This is a genomic window from Luteibacter anthropi (assembly GCF_023699965.1).
Classification (GTDB): Bacteria; Pseudomonadota; Gammaproteobacteria; order Xanthomonadales; family Rhodanobacteraceae; genus Luteibacter; species Luteibacter anthropi.
Genome location: NZ_CP077072.1, coordinates 952,441 through 965,948, shown reverse-complemented (window position 1 = coordinate 965,948; position 13,508 = coordinate 952,441). Strand labels below are relative to the sequence as shown.

Below are 13,508 nucleotides of genomic sequence, written 5' to 3'. Positions count from 1 at the left end.
AACTTCCAAAGGCTGCTTTCCTGCGGAGCGTAAGAGCATCGCCGATGCGATCGGCTTCCACCAAGCCACTACCACGCAATCGTGCGGGCATTGCGATAAACGGTCGCGCGCAGGCGCGCTCCTACAGGGGTTCGGTGCGGAGGGCTTTTAGCAGGCCGGCCATGTAGAGGATGAGCACGACGGAGAAGGGGAGGCCGCAGAGGGTCACGGCGGTTTGCATGGCGCCGAAGTTGCCTGCCAGCAGCAGGCCGATGCTGAGGACGCCGATCATCACCGACCAGAAAACGCGTACCCACGCGGGGGCGTCGGCATGCTCGTCGGACGATGGCGTTACGTCATGCCGCATCGAGAGATTCGAGATCATCAGCGTGCCGGAATCCACCGGCGTCAGGAACAGCACGAAACCGATCACGATCACCGCGCCGGCCACCCACGGTGCCCATGGCAGGTATTCCAGCAGCTTGAACAGCGTCATGGCCGCATCCGTTTTTGCCACCGCCGCCAGGGCATCCTGGCCCTTGTTCAGCACGAGATTGATCGCGGTGTTGCCGAAGATGGAAAGCCACGCCAGGGTGAAACCCAGCGGAATCAGCATCACGCCGAGGATCACTTCGCGGATGGTACGTCCGCGCGAGATGCGCGCCACGAAGAGGCCCACGAACGGCGCCCACGCAATCCACCACGCCCAGTAGAACACCGTCCACGCGCCCAGCCAGTGACGGCCGGCCTTGTCGTTGTTGTACATGTCGAAGGTCTTGCCGACGAAGCGGGACAGATAGTCGCCCGTGTTCTGCAACAGGCCGTCGAGCAGGTAACGCGTGGGGCCGCTGAACAGCACGAAGGCCAGCAGCAACACCAGCAGGCGCACGTTGAGGTTCGACAGCCACACGATGCCTTTTTCCACGCCGGTCACCACCACCAGCGTCGCGACGATCATCATCACCAGCACGATCGCTACCAGCACCTGCGGGGTGTTCGGCACGCCGAACAGGTAGACGAGGCCGGAATGCAGCACCAGCGCACCGATGCCGAGGTTGGTGATCATCGACACCAGCGTCGCCACGATGCCGAAGCCATCCACGAAGTGACCGATGCATCCATGGATGCGCTCGCCGAACAGCGGTTCCAGCGCGGAACGCAACGCCAGCGGCAGGTTGCGGCGATACGCGAAGTAACCCAGCGTCACGCCGACCAGTGCATACAACGCCCAGCCATGCAGGCCCCAGTGAAGGAAGGTCAGCACCATGGCGTCACGGGCGGCGGATACGGTGCCGCCCTGGCCGGTGGGTGGCTCGACGAAATGATCCAGCGGCTCGAACGCCCCGTAATAAAGCATCGCGATACCGATGCCTGCGGAGAACAGCATCGACACCCACGCCGTGTAGCCGAACACCGGCTTCTCGCCGTCCTGGCCCAGCGGCACCTTGCCGTAGCGCGAGCATGCCAGCCAGATCACGAAGGCCAGGGTGCTGGCGACCAGCAGCATGTAGTACCAGCCGAAACTGGTGCCGACCCAGGTCTGCGCCGATTCGAGCCAGTGCTCGGCCGCCTGTGGAAAGGCCACGGTGAGGCCGCCGAGGATGGCGGCGACAAGGGCGGAACTGATGAAGACGGCGCGGTTCAGTCGCATGGGTGCGTGCGACGCAGGGGCAGGACGGGACATCGGGGAAGGTCTCTGGAAGAGATGGAGCCAATACCAGGCGTTTCGCCTCCTCGACTTCCCTTGTCGGGCCAAGGCGCCGGATGATCCTACGCTTTGTTGATTGAACGTTCAATCAATGTCCGTTAAAGTGTTCGGACTGCCCGGCCGCCCAGGCGGTCACGATGGAGTGATTCCCGTGCCCAAGCGTGGTGTTGAACCCCTGCGACGCGAACAGCTGATCCGCGCCACCCTCCAGTCCATCGACCAGAAGGGGCTGGCGGAGACCACGGTCGCCACCATCGCCAGCAAGGCCGGCCTGTCCACGGGCATCGTGGCGCACTACTTCGGCGACAAGGACGGCCTGCTTAACGCCGCCATGCGCACGATCCTGCGCGACCTGAAGGATGCCGTGGCGCGTTACCGCGCCCAGGCGCCCAGTGATTCGCCGCGCGATCACCTGCGCGCCATCGTCGATGGCAACTTCGACGATAGCCAGGTGAACTCCGAAGCGATGCGCGTGTGGCTCACCTTCTGGTCAGCCTCGATGCACCAGCCGCCTCTGGCGCGCCTGCAGCGGGCCAACGACAAGCGCCTGTACTCGAACCTGGCGCACCAGTTCAGCCGTGTGCTGCCGCGCGAACGCGCGGTCAGCGCGGCACGCGGCCTCGCCGCGATGATCGACGGTCTGTGGCTGCGTGGCAGCCTGGTCGGAAAGGAATTCGACGCGGATAACGCCCGCCGCATCGCCTATGACTACATCGACAGCCAGCTGACGCCGTAAGGCCCGCGCTGTCGCCCGACCCAAGGAGCGTTATGTCCCTTCCCCTGCACAAGCTTTACATCCACGGCCGTTACTCCGATGCGGAAGGCGGCGCCACGTTCGACACCGTGAACCCCGCCACCGGCGAAGTCATCGCAAAGGTGGCCAGCGCCTCGCGCGCCGACGTCGAGCGTGCCGTGAAGAGCGCGTCCGAAGGCCAGAAGGTGTGGGCCGCGATGACGGCCATGCAGCGCTCGCGCATCCTGCGCCGCGCCGTGGACATCCTGCGCGAGCGCAACGACGAACTGGCCCACCTGGAAACGCTGGACACCGGCAAGGCCATCGCCGAAACGAGCACCGTGGACATCGTCACCGGCGCCGACGTGCTGGAGTACTACGCCGGCCTCGCCACCGTGGTCGAAGGGATCCAGCTGCCGCTGCGTGAAAGCTCGTTCTTCTACACCCGTCGCGAGCCGCTGGGCGTGGTGGCTGGTATCGGTGCGTGGAATTACCCGATCCAGATCGCCATGTGGAAGTCCGCCCCGGCGCTGGCTGCCGGTAATGCCATGGTGTTCAAGCCATCGGAAGTCACTCCGCTCACGGCGCTGAAGCTGGCGGAGATCTACACCGAGGCCGGCGTGCCCGATGGCGTGTTCAACGTGGTGCAGGGCCCGGGCCGCGACGTGGGCCAGTGGCTCACCGAGCATCCGGTGATCGAGAAGATCTCCTTCACCGGTGGCGTGGAAACCGGCAAGAAGGTGATGTCCAGCGCGGCGGCTTCGTCGCTGAAGGAAGTCACCATGGAGCTGGGCGGCAAGTCGCCGCTTATCGTGCTCGACGATGCCGACCTCGACCGCGCCGCCGACATCGCGGTCGTGGCTAACTTCTTCAGCTCGGGCCAGGTGTGCACCAACGGCACCCGCGTGTTCGTGCCGCGCGCCATGCAGGCGGCCTTCGAGCAGGCCGTGGTGGAGCGCGTGAAGCGCATCCGTATCGGCGATCCGCTGGACGCGGACACGAACTTCGGCCCCATGGCCAGCTTCCCGCACATGGAAAAAGTGCTGTCGATGATCGAGTCGGGCAAGGCCGAAGGCGCCCGCCTGCTCATCGGCGGCGGTCGCGATACGGAAGGCGCGCGCGCGAAGGGTGCCTATGTGCTGCCTACGGTGTTCAGCGATTGCCGTGACGACATGACCATCGTGCGCGAGGAAATCTTCGGGCCGGTGATGAGCATCCTCGTCTACGACACGCTCGACGAAGCCATCGATCGCGCCAACGACACGCATTTCGGCCTTGCGGCCGGCGTGGTCACGAAGAACGTCGCCGACGCGCATCGCGTCATCCATCGCCTCCAGGCCGGCATCTGCTGGATCAACACCTGGGGCGAATCGCCGGCGGAAATGCCGGTGGGTGGTTACAAGCAGTCGGGTGTGGGTCGCGAGAACGGCCTGTCCACCCTGGCCCATTACACCCGCATCAAGTCGGTGCAGGTCGAGATGGGCGAGTTCGCCAGCGTCTTCTGACGAACCTCAAGGCGCGCCGCGGTCGTGGCGCGCCTTTCCACACTCACGCGGGATCGTGGCCAGGCGTCGCGATGGTGCCGCACGTTCGAGGAAAACGTCCATGACCCAGCCAAACGAATACGACTACATCATCATCGGCGCCGGTTCCGCGGGTAATACGCTCGCGACGCGCCTGACCGAGGATGCCGACGTCACCGTGCTCCTGCTCGAAGCGGGCGGCCCGGATTACCGTCTCGATTTCCGCACGCAGATGCCGGCTGCGCTCGCGTATCCCTTGCAAGGCCGTCGCTACAACTGGGGTTACAAGACCGACCCCGAGCCGCATATGAACAACCGCGTGATGGATTGCGGTCGCGGCAAGGGCCTGGGTGGTTCGTCGCTGATCAACGGCATGTGCTACATCCGCGGCAATGCCATGGATTACGACAACTGGGCCAAGGCCGAGGGCCTTGAGCACTGGCAGTACAACCAGTGCCTGCCGTACTTCCGCAAGGCGGAAACGCGTGACATCGGCCCCAACGATTACCACGGTGGCGACGGCCCGGTGTCTGTCACCACGCCGAAGCGTGGCAATAACGAGCTGTTCCAGGCGATGGTGGATGCCGGTGTGCAGGCGGGTTATCCGCGCACCGACGATCTCAACGGTTACCAGCAGGAAGGCTTCGGCCCCATGGACCGCACGGTGACGCCGCAGGGCCGTCGTGCCAGCACGGCACGCGGTTACCTCGATCAGGCCCGTCCGCGCCCGAACATCACCATCGTCACCCATGCGCTCACCGACCGCATCCTGTTCAACGGCAAGCGCGCCGAGGGCGTGGCGTGGCTGAAGAACGGGGAGGGCGAATTGCAGAAAGCCTTCGCCCGCCGCGAAGTGCTGCTGTGCAGCGGCGCCATCGCTTCGCCCCAGGTGCTCCAGCGTTCCGGCGTGGGCCCGGCCGCGTTGCTGCGCTCGCTGGATATCCCGGTGGTGCACGACCTGCCTGGCGTGGGTGCGAACCTGCAGGACCATCTGGAGATGTACCTCCAGTACGAGTGCAAAAAGCCCGTGTCGCTGGCGCCCGCACTGAAGTGGTACAACCAGCCGGCCATCGGCGCGCAGTGGCTGTTCATGGGCACGGGCATCGGTGCGAGCAACCAGTTCGAGGCGGGTGGCTTCATTCGTACCGAAGACGAGTTCGAATGGCCGAACCTGCAGTATCACTTCCTGCCGGTGGCCATCAATTACGACGGTTCCAACCCGATCAAGGTGCATAGCTTCCAGATGCACGTAGGCTCCATGCGTTCACCCAGCCGTGGCCGCATCCACGTACGCTCGCGCGATCCGCGCGTACATCCGAGCATCCTGTTCAACTACATGTCGCACGAGCAGGACTGGCGTGAGTTCCGCTCGGCCATCCGCATCACCCGCGAGATCTTCGCGCAGCCGGCCCTGTCGGCCTACAGCGGCAAGGAAATCTCGCCGGGCCAGCACCTGCGTACGGATGCGGAACTGGATGCCTTCGTGCGCGAGCACGCCGAGACGGCGTATCACCCGTCGTGCTCGAACAAGATGGGTCCGGCCAGCGATCCGATGGCGGTGGTGGATGGCTACGGTCGCGTGCACGGCATGGAAGGGCTCCGCGTCATCGACGCGTCGATCATGCCGCAGGTGGTCACCGGCAATCTCAATGCGCCCACGATCATGATCGCCGAGAAGATGGCCGACGCCATCCGTGGCCGCACTGCGTTGCCGCCCAGCCTGGCGCCTTACTACAAGGCCAACGGTGCTCCGGTTCGTCGCACGCGGTAAGCCGCGCGTGACGCTGCGACCGATCCTGTGTGCCTGCGCGCTGGTGGCGATGCCGCCAGCGCGTGCGGCCAGTGACTGGGCGATTTCTGGCAACGTGGGTTTGCGCAGCACCTATGTATCGCGAGGCATCGGGCAGACGGACGGCAACCCGTCGCGGTTCTTCGGTGCCGACGTGGCATGGCGGGATGCGTTCTATGTCGGCACGTGGTCGTCGAACGTGGATTTCTCGGCCTCCGGCGATCGTCATACGCAGCGCGAGTACGACGTGTATGCCGGCTGGCGTCGGACGCTGGGGGTGTTCACGCTCGACCTTGGCTATGCCCGGTACATCTACAGCCACCAGCCCCGCAACGGAAGGCTGGGATATGCCGAGTGGTATGTGCGCGGCAGTGTTCCCGCGGGGCCCGTGTTGCTGGGGCTTTCAGTGAACTATTCGCCGGACTATCCCGGCATGGCGGGGCGTGCGTATTACACGGAAGCCAGTGCCGCCTGGGCCATCGACGCGGCGTGGACGCTGTCAGGTGTGGTGGCGCGGCAGCAGGAAGCCCATGCGATGTTTCACGGCAACGGGCGCATCGGTGCATTTGGCTACAACGCGTGGAATATCGGTGTGACGTGGCGATTCAGCCCGATGTGGAGCACGGACCTGCGCTACTGGGATACAGATGCACACGAGTCGGGCTCACCGTTCCATCCCCACCTCGTAGCCTCCCTGAAAGCCGATATCTAATGGCCTCACCGATCCACTGTAGGAGCGCGCCTTGCGCGCGACCGATGTGGCGAATGCGATGAATGATTCGGCGACAACCGGTCGCGCGCAAGGCGCGCTCCTACAAATGCGTTGCATCGCTACGGCAGCAAGGTCTCGTGCAGATACCGCCAGACAGGACGACCGCCTGACACAGGCATCAACCACGCGGTGGAATGACGGCGATTACCGCTGCCATCGCCCAGGGTCTGCGTTTCGGTGTACGACACCCACAACCCATCGGCATCCGAATGGGTCACGACATCGGCGATATCGATGTGGATGCCCGGTCGCGCTCCACGCAGGCTGGCAAACAGCGTCGCCACGCCATCGCGGTCGATCCGGTCACCGCGCACGGTGACCATGCGGAAACCCGGGTCGAAACATGCGACGAGCGTATCCAGCGCATCCTCCTCGGCGGTGCCCCCAAACAGGCTTTCGATCTGCCGATGCAGTTCGATGATTTCCTGGTGCGCGATATCGGTCATGCGGAAGTCTCCTCGATGGGGAAAGTATGGCGATGGGACAAGCCCAGGGCGAGGGTCGCCGGAAGCAGGGTCAGCAAGGCCGCCACGGCAAAGGCATACGAGCCACCCAGCCATTGCCAAACAGCACCCATCACGATGGGTCCGGCACAAAAGGCCAGCTGGCGATTCATGTTCCACAGCGCACTGGCCTGGCCCATGCGTGCGTCCGTGACGCCCGTAAAGGCCAGCGTCTGTGCAGCGCTTGAACACAGGCTGCCGCCCAGCCCCATCAGCACGAACGCACCGGCAGCCCAGGGATCGCCGGGCGCCGTCACCTTGCCGAGTGCCAGGATGCCCAGGGCTTGCGTGACCATGCCGACGAGCAGCAGCGGTCTGGCACCAAAGCGGCCGAAGCTCCTGCGGGTGGTGAGAATGGCCACGCCCGAGGCGATGGCCCACGGCAGCATCAGTGCACCGATGCCCCCGGGTGAATACCCGAGCGAGGCCAGATGCAGTGCGGCGATGAGGTTCACGCCGACGAAAACGCCCGGGACGAACAGATAGACCAGCATCGCCGTATGCAGGGCACGCAGGCGAAGCAGCGACGGAATGGCGGGCAGAAACGAAGCACTCGCCGCGATGCGCTGGCCACGCGGCAGCCACAGCACGGCCAGCGCCAGGGTCATCAATGCAAGCGGCACGTTGGCCAGATACAGCCAGCGCCACGACACGGCATCCACGAGCACACCACCCAGCATCGGCGACAGCGCCGGTATCAGCAGCGCCACGAACATCACCCGCGTGGTGAGCGCGCTGCGCTCGGTGGGTGGCGTAAGCCGATACGCCCAGGCCTGCCCCACCGGAATGAGCATTCCGCCAAAGAGCCCCTGACCGAACCGCCAGCCGATCAGTGTATGGATATCGCTCGTGGTACCGGCCAGCGCGGACATCACGGCAAAGCCGGCAAGGGAGAGGCAGATCAGTGGCTTTTCACCCAGCCATGCGGCAAGCCGGGGACCAGCAGGAATCACTACCGTGAGCCCCAGCGTGTAGATGCCGCTCACCCAAGACAGCTGGGTCACGCTGGCCGCCAGGTCGTGGCCGATGCGGGGCATCGCCACGTTGGCGGCAAACATGTTCACCAGGTCCAGGGCGAAGCCCAGCAGGTAGATCCAGGCGACGCGGTTGCGCTCGTCCACGACAGGGCTCCGGTCAAAGCGTGAAGCCTAGGGAATCCGATCGTCTGGAAATAGCCCACGAAGACGTATAGATTGTCAAAAATCCTTTGACAAATGCCCATGATCAGCCTGGACCGGTTCGACATCTTCAAGGCCGTGGTCGATGCCGGCTCGTTGTCGGCGGCTGCGAAAGCGCTGGGCTTCAGCCGGGCCGTGGTGAGTTTCAACCTCAAGCGGCTGGAGGCCGACCTCGGCGTGGCCTTGCTCACCCGCAACACGCGCAGCCTCACGCTCACCGATGCGGGGGAGCGTTTCTACGAGCGCTGCGTCGAAACCCTGGAAAGCGCACGACGCGCCATCGACGAAGCGCGTGGCGACGATGCGCCGCTGCTGGGGCGCTTGCGGATCACCACCACGGCCGAATACGCCGCGCATGCGGTGATCGGCTGGGTGAACGATTTCCACGCCGCACATCCCGGCCTGCGTATCCACCTCTCCACCAGTTCCGCACCGGCACAGCTGATCTCCGAACGCTTCGACCTCGCGATCCGCCTCGGCCGTCTCCAGGACGCGGAATACCGCGCGACCGAGCTGTCGCGTTACGACATCATGGCGGTTGCCGCGCCAGCGTTGCTGGAACGCGCAGGCCGCGCACGCCCGAACGATCCGGCCTGGGTGCTCGACCTGCCGCGTATCGGCTACCCGCGCCTGCCGGACCAGATCCTGCACGGCCCCGACGGCGTGGACATCCCGTTTCCCAGTAATCCCGCGCAGGTGATGCTGAGCGCGGACAACGCATCGACGCTGCTGGCCTTCGCCCGCGCAGGCCACGGCGTGGCGCTCATGCCACGCTGGCTTGCAGCCCCGTCGCTCGCCGAGGGGACGCTGGTGGCACTGTTACGCCGTCATCGCTTTCCGGATCAAGGCGTCTATGCGGTGTATCCGAACACGCGCCACGTGCCGCACGTGGTGCGACGTTTTATCGATCACGTGCGGCAGTTGGATGAGCGAAGCGGCCAGCGCCGGGGTGTTTAGGCCGGCAGGTGCACGCCGGTCAGCGTTTCACTCAAGGTCCACAGTCTTTCCGCTGCCTCCGGATCAATGGCCCAGCGGCGCACGCCGACTTCCTGGGATATACGGCCGGGTTCCGCGACGCTGTCATCGGGAAGGATGGGCGAGATGTCCGAGTCTTCGCAGTACACGCCGCCCATGCCGTCGAGTTGCGGACTGACGGCCGCCCATACGGTGGTTGCCGCGCCCTGCGCGACGTTCTTGAGTCCCTTGGCGAGGTCGGCGACAGGACGGCCCTGTTCGTCCAGGCCGCCGAAGCCGCGCAGGGTTTCTTCGCTGAGATGTCGGACGAGGTCGGTGATGATGGCGCCGGGGTGCACGGAGAAGGCACGGATGCCATGGGCCTGACCGCGTGCATCCAGGCCCAGTGCGAACAGCGCATTGGCCGTCTTCGACTGGCCGTAGGCCACCCAGGGGTTGTACTCGCGGCGTTCGAAGTGCGGATCATCGAAATCCACGCCGGAAAAGCGATGGCCGCGCGAGGTCAGCGCCACGACACGGGCGCCGTTGGCTCGCACGAGGGCCGGCCATAGACGTGCGGTGAGCTGATAGTGCCCGAGGTGATTGGTGGCGAACTGGCGCTCGTAACCGCGTGCGTCGTGTTCCAGCGGGCAGGCCATCACGCCGGCGCTGTTGATGAGGATGTGCAGCGGCTCGTTCCGGGCGAGGATTTCGCGGGCGAAAGCATCGATGGAGGCCGGATCGGCGAGGTCCATGGGCAGGATCTCGACCTCGATGCCTTTGAGGTTTTCGCGTGCCTTGGCCAGGTCGCGGGCGGGTACGATCACGCGGGCGCCTGCGGCGCGCAGGGCGCGGCTGGTCTCGGTGCCGATGCCCGAGTAACCGCCGGTCACGATGGCGGTGCGTCCGGTCAGATCGATGCCCGCGAGGATGTCATCGGCCGTGGTGGCAGGGCCGTGTCCGGAGGAAATGGGCTGCTGTGGTGTGCGCATGGTGAGCTCCTTGGGTCAGGTATGACGCCAAGGTAGGGACGCGCGGCCGAACGATGAATACTTGAAAGTCCCCGTTACATGCTCAATCGTCCCGGGTATGACCCACGATCCCATCACTGACATGCTGCGACTGGCCGAGGTCGAGTCGGTCGTTTCCGGCGGATTCCACGCGGGCGGCGACTGGTCGCTGAGCTTCCTTGCCGCGGACAAGATGAAGTTCTTCGCCGTGGTGCGCGGTGAATGCTGGGCATGCCTCGGCAACGATGCCACGTCCGTGTTCATGCAGGCGGGTGATGTCATCCTGCTGATCAACGAGCAGCGTTTCGTACTGGCGAGCGATCCGGCGCTTCCGCCCCGGGATGCGCGAGAAGCGTTCGAAGCCGGAGGCTGGCCCATCGCCGCCGTGAACGAGAGCGACGAGGTGCTGCTCATCGGCGGTCACGTGCGCCTGCATCCCGTGTATGCGCCGCTGCTGATCGAGGCGTTGCCTACCTTCATCCATGTGCACGGGGACGCGGCGGATGCGGTGGTGATCCGTTGGCTGATCGACCGGATGATGGAGGAACAGTCGGGTGACCGCCTGGGTGCCTCGCTGGCGACGATGCAGCTGGCTTACCTGTTGTTCCTGCATATCCTGAGGGCGTTTCTCGCCACCGGCGAAGTGCCGCGCGAGGGCTGGCTGCGTGCGGCGACGGATGTGCGCCTGTCTGGTGTGCTGCGGCGCGTGCATGCCGAGCCGGCGCGTGCGTGGCGGCTGGATGAACTGGCGAAGCTGGCGGCGATGTCGCGTACGGCCTTCGCGGCGCACTTCAAGTGCGTGGCCGGTGTGGCACCGCTGGCCTATGTCGCGCAGTGGCGCATGCGGCTGGCCTGCCATGCCTTGCGCAAGGGCGACCAGCCGGTATCGGTATTGGCGCGCGACCTGGGCTACACCTCGGAAAGCGCCTTCAGCCACGCCTTCAAGCGCATCGTAGGCGTAGCCCCCAGCCACTACCTTCCAAACATGTAGGAGCGCGCCTTGCGCGCGACCGGACCGGAGCGAAAACCGGTCGCGCGCAGGCGCGCTCCTACAGGGTTACGGTGTGTCTGTGCCTAGTTCGCGGCCTGGGCCGCCGAGGCGATCTGCCAGGGCCGCCATGGCCATTACCACCAGCACAGGCGGCAGCCACGACAGGCCCTGGTCGTGCAGCGGCAGCTGCTTTACCACCGACAGCGCATCGAAACCGGCGGCGTTGAGCGCATCGGCGCTGCCGACGATGAGCGCGACGATCGCCACGGGCACCACCACGCGCGACGGCGAACGAAACAGCGGGCGCATGAAGAACGTGGCGATCAGCACGATGAAGACCGGATAGATCGACGTGAGGATCGGCACCGACACGCCAATGAGACGCGTGAGCCCCAGGTTGGAGACGCCCCACGAGAACGCTGCGAAAATCCACACATACGTGCTGTACCCGATGCGCGTGATGCCGCTGAAATAGCTGGCGCATGCGCAGGTCAGGCCGATGGCGGTGACCATGCAGGCGATGGTGATCAGCACACCCAGGAACACACTGCCGCCGAGGCCGTAGCTGTAATGCACATAGGCGCTCAGCACCTCGGCGCCATTGGTGGCGCTACCGGCAATGGCGTTGCTGCCCGTGCCCAGCAGGAACAGGCAGATATAGATGAGCGCCAGGCCGACGCCGGCGATGATGCCCGACAGCACGGCATAGCGGGTGATGAGGCTCGGTGAGTCCACGCCGCGCGAGTGGATGGCGTTGACGATGACGATACCGAAGGCCAGGGCGCCCAGCGTATCCATCGTGAGGTAGCCGTTGGTCAGGCCCTGCGAGAACGCGGCATGCGCATACAGCTCCGTAGGCTGGCCCGGCTGGCCGGCGGGCCACAGCAGCGTGGTGATCGCCAGCACGATGAGCGCGACGATCTTGATGGGCGAGAGTACCTTGCCCACGGTATCCATCAGCTTGCCCGGATGCAGAGACACCGCGATCACCACGGCGAAATAGGCAAGACTGAACAGCCACAGCCAGTGATCCGAGCCCACGAAGGGCTGGATGGCCGTCTCGTACGACACCGTGGTCGTGCGCGGAATGGCAAAGAGCGGACCGATGCACAGGTAGCAGACGATGGTAAGCACCGTGCCGCTCGTGCGCCCCACCGACCGGGTCAGCACCGACATCGAGCCGCCCGCGCGGGCCATGGCGATCGAGGTGATCACCGGCAGCCCCACACCCGTAAGAAGGAAGCCCGCGGCCGCTGCCCATACCGAGGTGCCGGCCTGCAGGCCGATGAAGGGCGGAAAGATGATGTTGCCCGCACCGACGTACAGGGCGAAATTCATGAATCCCAGGATGAGGATGTCTCTGGCTCGGAACGTGTTCACTGATGAAGGCACGGCGTGGCGGGGAGGGGAAGGGTCGAGCATAGCCCCTGCGGGCGTCCGAACGAACCCGTATGGAGGCATCTCGCCCACCGTGGCTTCCTTGGGCATACTCCGGCGACTTGCAGCGAAGGGGATCGGGGAATGGGCGAGGAACGTCAGATCTGGCTGGGCAGGGGGCAGGAGAAATTCGGGCCCTATGCCGAATCGCTGATTCATCAGTGGCTGGCCGAGCGCAAGGTATCGCCGTCGATGCTGGCCTGGGTGGACGGCATGGCCGAGTGGCGCCCGCTGCACGAGATACTGGGGCTGGCGCCCGAGGCCGTGCCGCCGCTGCCGCCGGACGCCTTCGGTGGCCTGGCGGCCCACGATGCCGCTGTGAGGGCCTTGCCCGAGCCCCCCAGTCTGCACTGGTTTCTGGTGCTCCTGCTGTGCATTCCCACCCTGGGTGTCATGGGCATCGTCTGGCCCTTCGTGCAGGCCAGCTGGATCAAGAAGATCGATCCGTCGAGCAAGGCCACCGGCTGGCTGGTGGCGTCGTTGCTGCTGACGCTGGTGGTGTGGGGATTCGGCATCGGCAGCCAGGTCGCGAGAGTCGGCGACGGCCTGACCTCGGTGGCCTTGATCTTTCCGCAACTGGTGATCGGCCTCGCCCAATGGGCCTGCATGATCGTGGCGTTCTTTTCGATGGCCAGCTCCATGCGCCGGGTGTTATCCCCGCTGGGCCTGGTCCCCGAGGTCGGCGGCATCACGCTGTTCTTCTTCACCACGTTCTACATGCAGGGGCAGATGAGCTGGGTGGCGCGCTGGCGGCAGACCGGCCAGACCCAGCCGCCCGCACCCAAGGCCGTGTTCTGGGTGCTCTGGTGCGTTCCGGGGCTGCTGATCCTGATCGTCAGCGTGGCCCTCATGACGGCCCTGCATCACGGGTAAGGGCCGTCCGGGGGTGAATCCGGCTACAATCCCGTTTTGCGCAACGTAATGCCGCGCC

At 65.3% G+C, this 13,508-nt stretch carries 12 protein-coding genes; 7 read left to right on the top strand and 5 right to left on the bottom strand.

The features are described 5' to 3' along the window. Window positions 1-121: 121 nt before the first annotated feature. Window positions 122-1,630: a BCCT family transporter gene (locus tag KR767_RS04490; RefSeq protein WP_243853332.1), complete on the bottom strand. Its 1,509-nt coding sequence runs from the start codon at window positions 1,628-1,630 to the stop codon at window positions 122-124. Window positions 1,631-1,838: 208 nt separating this feature from the next. Here KR767_RS04490 and betI point away from each other — a divergent pair, with 208 nt between their 5' ends. From betI to KR767_RS04470, 4 genes are all read left to right on the top strand, one after another. Continuing rightward, window positions 1,839-2,423 carry a transcriptional regulator BetI gene (gene betI / locus KR767_RS04485; protein ID WP_166951982.1) on the top strand — a complete coding sequence of 195 codons (585 nt, stop codon included), beginning with the start codon at window positions 1,839-1,841 and terminating at the stop codon, window positions 2,421-2,423. Window positions 2,424-2,455: 32 nt separating this feature from the next. Further along, window positions 2,456-3,925 carry a betaine-aldehyde dehydrogenase gene (gene betB / locus KR767_RS04480; protein WP_250878253.1) on the top strand — a complete coding sequence of 490 codons (1,470 nt, stop codon included), beginning with the start codon at window positions 2,456-2,458 and terminating at the stop codon, window positions 3,923-3,925. 100 nt (window positions 3,926-4,025) lie between these two features. Then, window positions 4,026-5,714, top strand: a complete 1,689-nt coding sequence (gene betA / locus KR767_RS04475; RefSeq protein ID WP_250878252.1) for a choline dehydrogenase — start codon at window positions 4,026-4,028, stop codon at window positions 5,712-5,714. Between the two features lie 7 nt (window positions 5,715-5,721). After that, the gene (locus KR767_RS04470; protein ID WP_250878251.1) at window positions 5,722-6,444 is read left to right on the top strand and encodes a TorF family putative porin; all 723 of its coding nucleotides are present in this window, start codon (window positions 5,722-5,724) and stop codon (window positions 6,442-6,444) included. A 119-nt stretch (window positions 6,445-6,563) separates the two neighbouring features. Here the strand turns inward: KR767_RS04470 and KR767_RS04465 are convergent, their stop codons facing one another. After that, complete coding sequence (locus KR767_RS04465) at window positions 6,564-6,950, bottom strand: hypothetical protein (protein ID WP_250878250.1); 387 nt, start codon at window positions 6,948-6,950, stop codon at window positions 6,564-6,566. After that, complete coding sequence (locus KR767_RS04460) at window positions 6,947-8,128, bottom strand: MFS transporter (RefSeq protein WP_250878249.1); 1,182 nt, start codon at window positions 8,126-8,128, stop codon at window positions 6,947-6,949. Before KR767_RS04460 ends, KR767_RS04465 begins: the two co-directional genes overlap by 4 nt. A 99-nt stretch (window positions 8,129-8,227) precedes the next feature. Between KR767_RS04460 and KR767_RS04455 the strand changes: the two genes are divergently transcribed. After that, a complete protein-coding gene (locus KR767_RS04455) occupies window positions 8,228-9,142 on the top strand; it encodes a LysR family transcriptional regulator (RefSeq protein ID WP_250878248.1) in 915 nt (304 codons plus the stop codon). Here the strand turns inward: KR767_RS04455 and KR767_RS04450 are convergent. Next, on the bottom strand, window positions 9,139-10,131 hold the full coding sequence (locus KR767_RS04450; protein ID WP_250878247.1) for an oxidoreductase: 993 nt from the start codon (window positions 10,129-10,131) through the stop codon (window positions 9,139-9,141). The genes KR767_RS04455 and KR767_RS04450 overlap by 4 nt on opposite strands. A gap of 97 nt (window positions 10,132-10,228) precedes the next feature. Here KR767_RS04450 and KR767_RS04445 point away from each other — a divergent pair, with 97 nt between their 5' ends. Next, window positions 10,229-11,140 carry an AraC family transcriptional regulator gene (locus KR767_RS04445; protein ID WP_250878246.1) on the top strand — a complete coding sequence of 304 codons (912 nt, stop codon included), beginning with the start codon at window positions 10,229-10,231 and terminating at the stop codon, window positions 11,138-11,140. 66 nt (window positions 11,141-11,206) lie between these two features. On the opposite strand, the gene brnQ is transcribed toward KR767_RS04445, so the two are convergent. Beyond that, window positions 11,207-12,478, bottom strand: a complete 1,272-nt coding sequence (brnQ, locus tag KR767_RS04440) for a branched-chain amino acid transport system II carrier protein (RefSeq protein WP_284732870.1) — start codon at window positions 12,476-12,478, stop codon at window positions 11,207-11,209. A gap of 183 nt (window positions 12,479-12,661) precedes the next feature. Between brnQ and KR767_RS04435 the strand changes: the two genes are divergently transcribed. Further along, window positions 12,662-13,450: a DUF4339 domain-containing protein gene (locus tag KR767_RS04435; RefSeq protein WP_250878244.1), complete on the top strand. Its 789-nt coding sequence runs from the start codon at window positions 12,662-12,664 to the stop codon at window positions 13,448-13,450. Window positions 13,451-13,508 lie beyond the last annotated feature (58 nt).

Excerpts from the sequence above, each read along its gene's own strand:
- betA (WP_250878252.1), top strand. The coding sequence starts at position 4,026 with ATGACCCAGCCAAACGAATACGACTACATCATCATCGGCGCCGGTTCC.
- KR767_RS04490 (WP_243853332.1), bottom strand. The coding sequence starts at position 1,630 with ATGCGACTGAACCGCGCCGTCTTCATCAGTTCCGCCCTTGTCGCCGCC.
- KR767_RS04450 (WP_250878247.1), bottom strand. The coding sequence starts at position 10,131 with ATGCGCACACCACAGCAGCCCATTTCCTCCGGACACGGCCCTGCCACC.
- KR767_RS04435 (WP_250878244.1), top strand. The coding sequence starts at position 12,662 with ATGGGCGAGGAACGTCAGATCTGGCTGGGCAGGGGGCAGGAGAAATTC.
- brnQ (WP_284732870.1), bottom strand. The coding sequence starts at position 12,478 with ATGAATTTCGCCCTGTACGTCGGTGCGGGCAACATCATCTTTCCGCCC.
- KR767_RS04455 (WP_250878248.1), top strand. The coding sequence starts at position 8,228 with ATGATCAGCCTGGACCGGTTCGACATCTTCAAGGCCGTGGTCGATGCC.
- betB (WP_250878253.1), top strand. The coding sequence starts at position 2,456 with ATGTCCCTTCCCCTGCACAAGCTTTACATCCACGGCCGTTACTCCGAT.
- KR767_RS04465 (WP_250878250.1), bottom strand. The coding sequence starts at position 6,950 with ATGACCGATATCGCGCACCAGGAAATCATCGAACTGCATCGGCAGATC.
- KR767_RS04445 (WP_250878246.1), top strand. The coding sequence starts at position 10,229 with ATGACCCACGATCCCATCACTGACATGCTGCGACTGGCCGAGGTCGAG.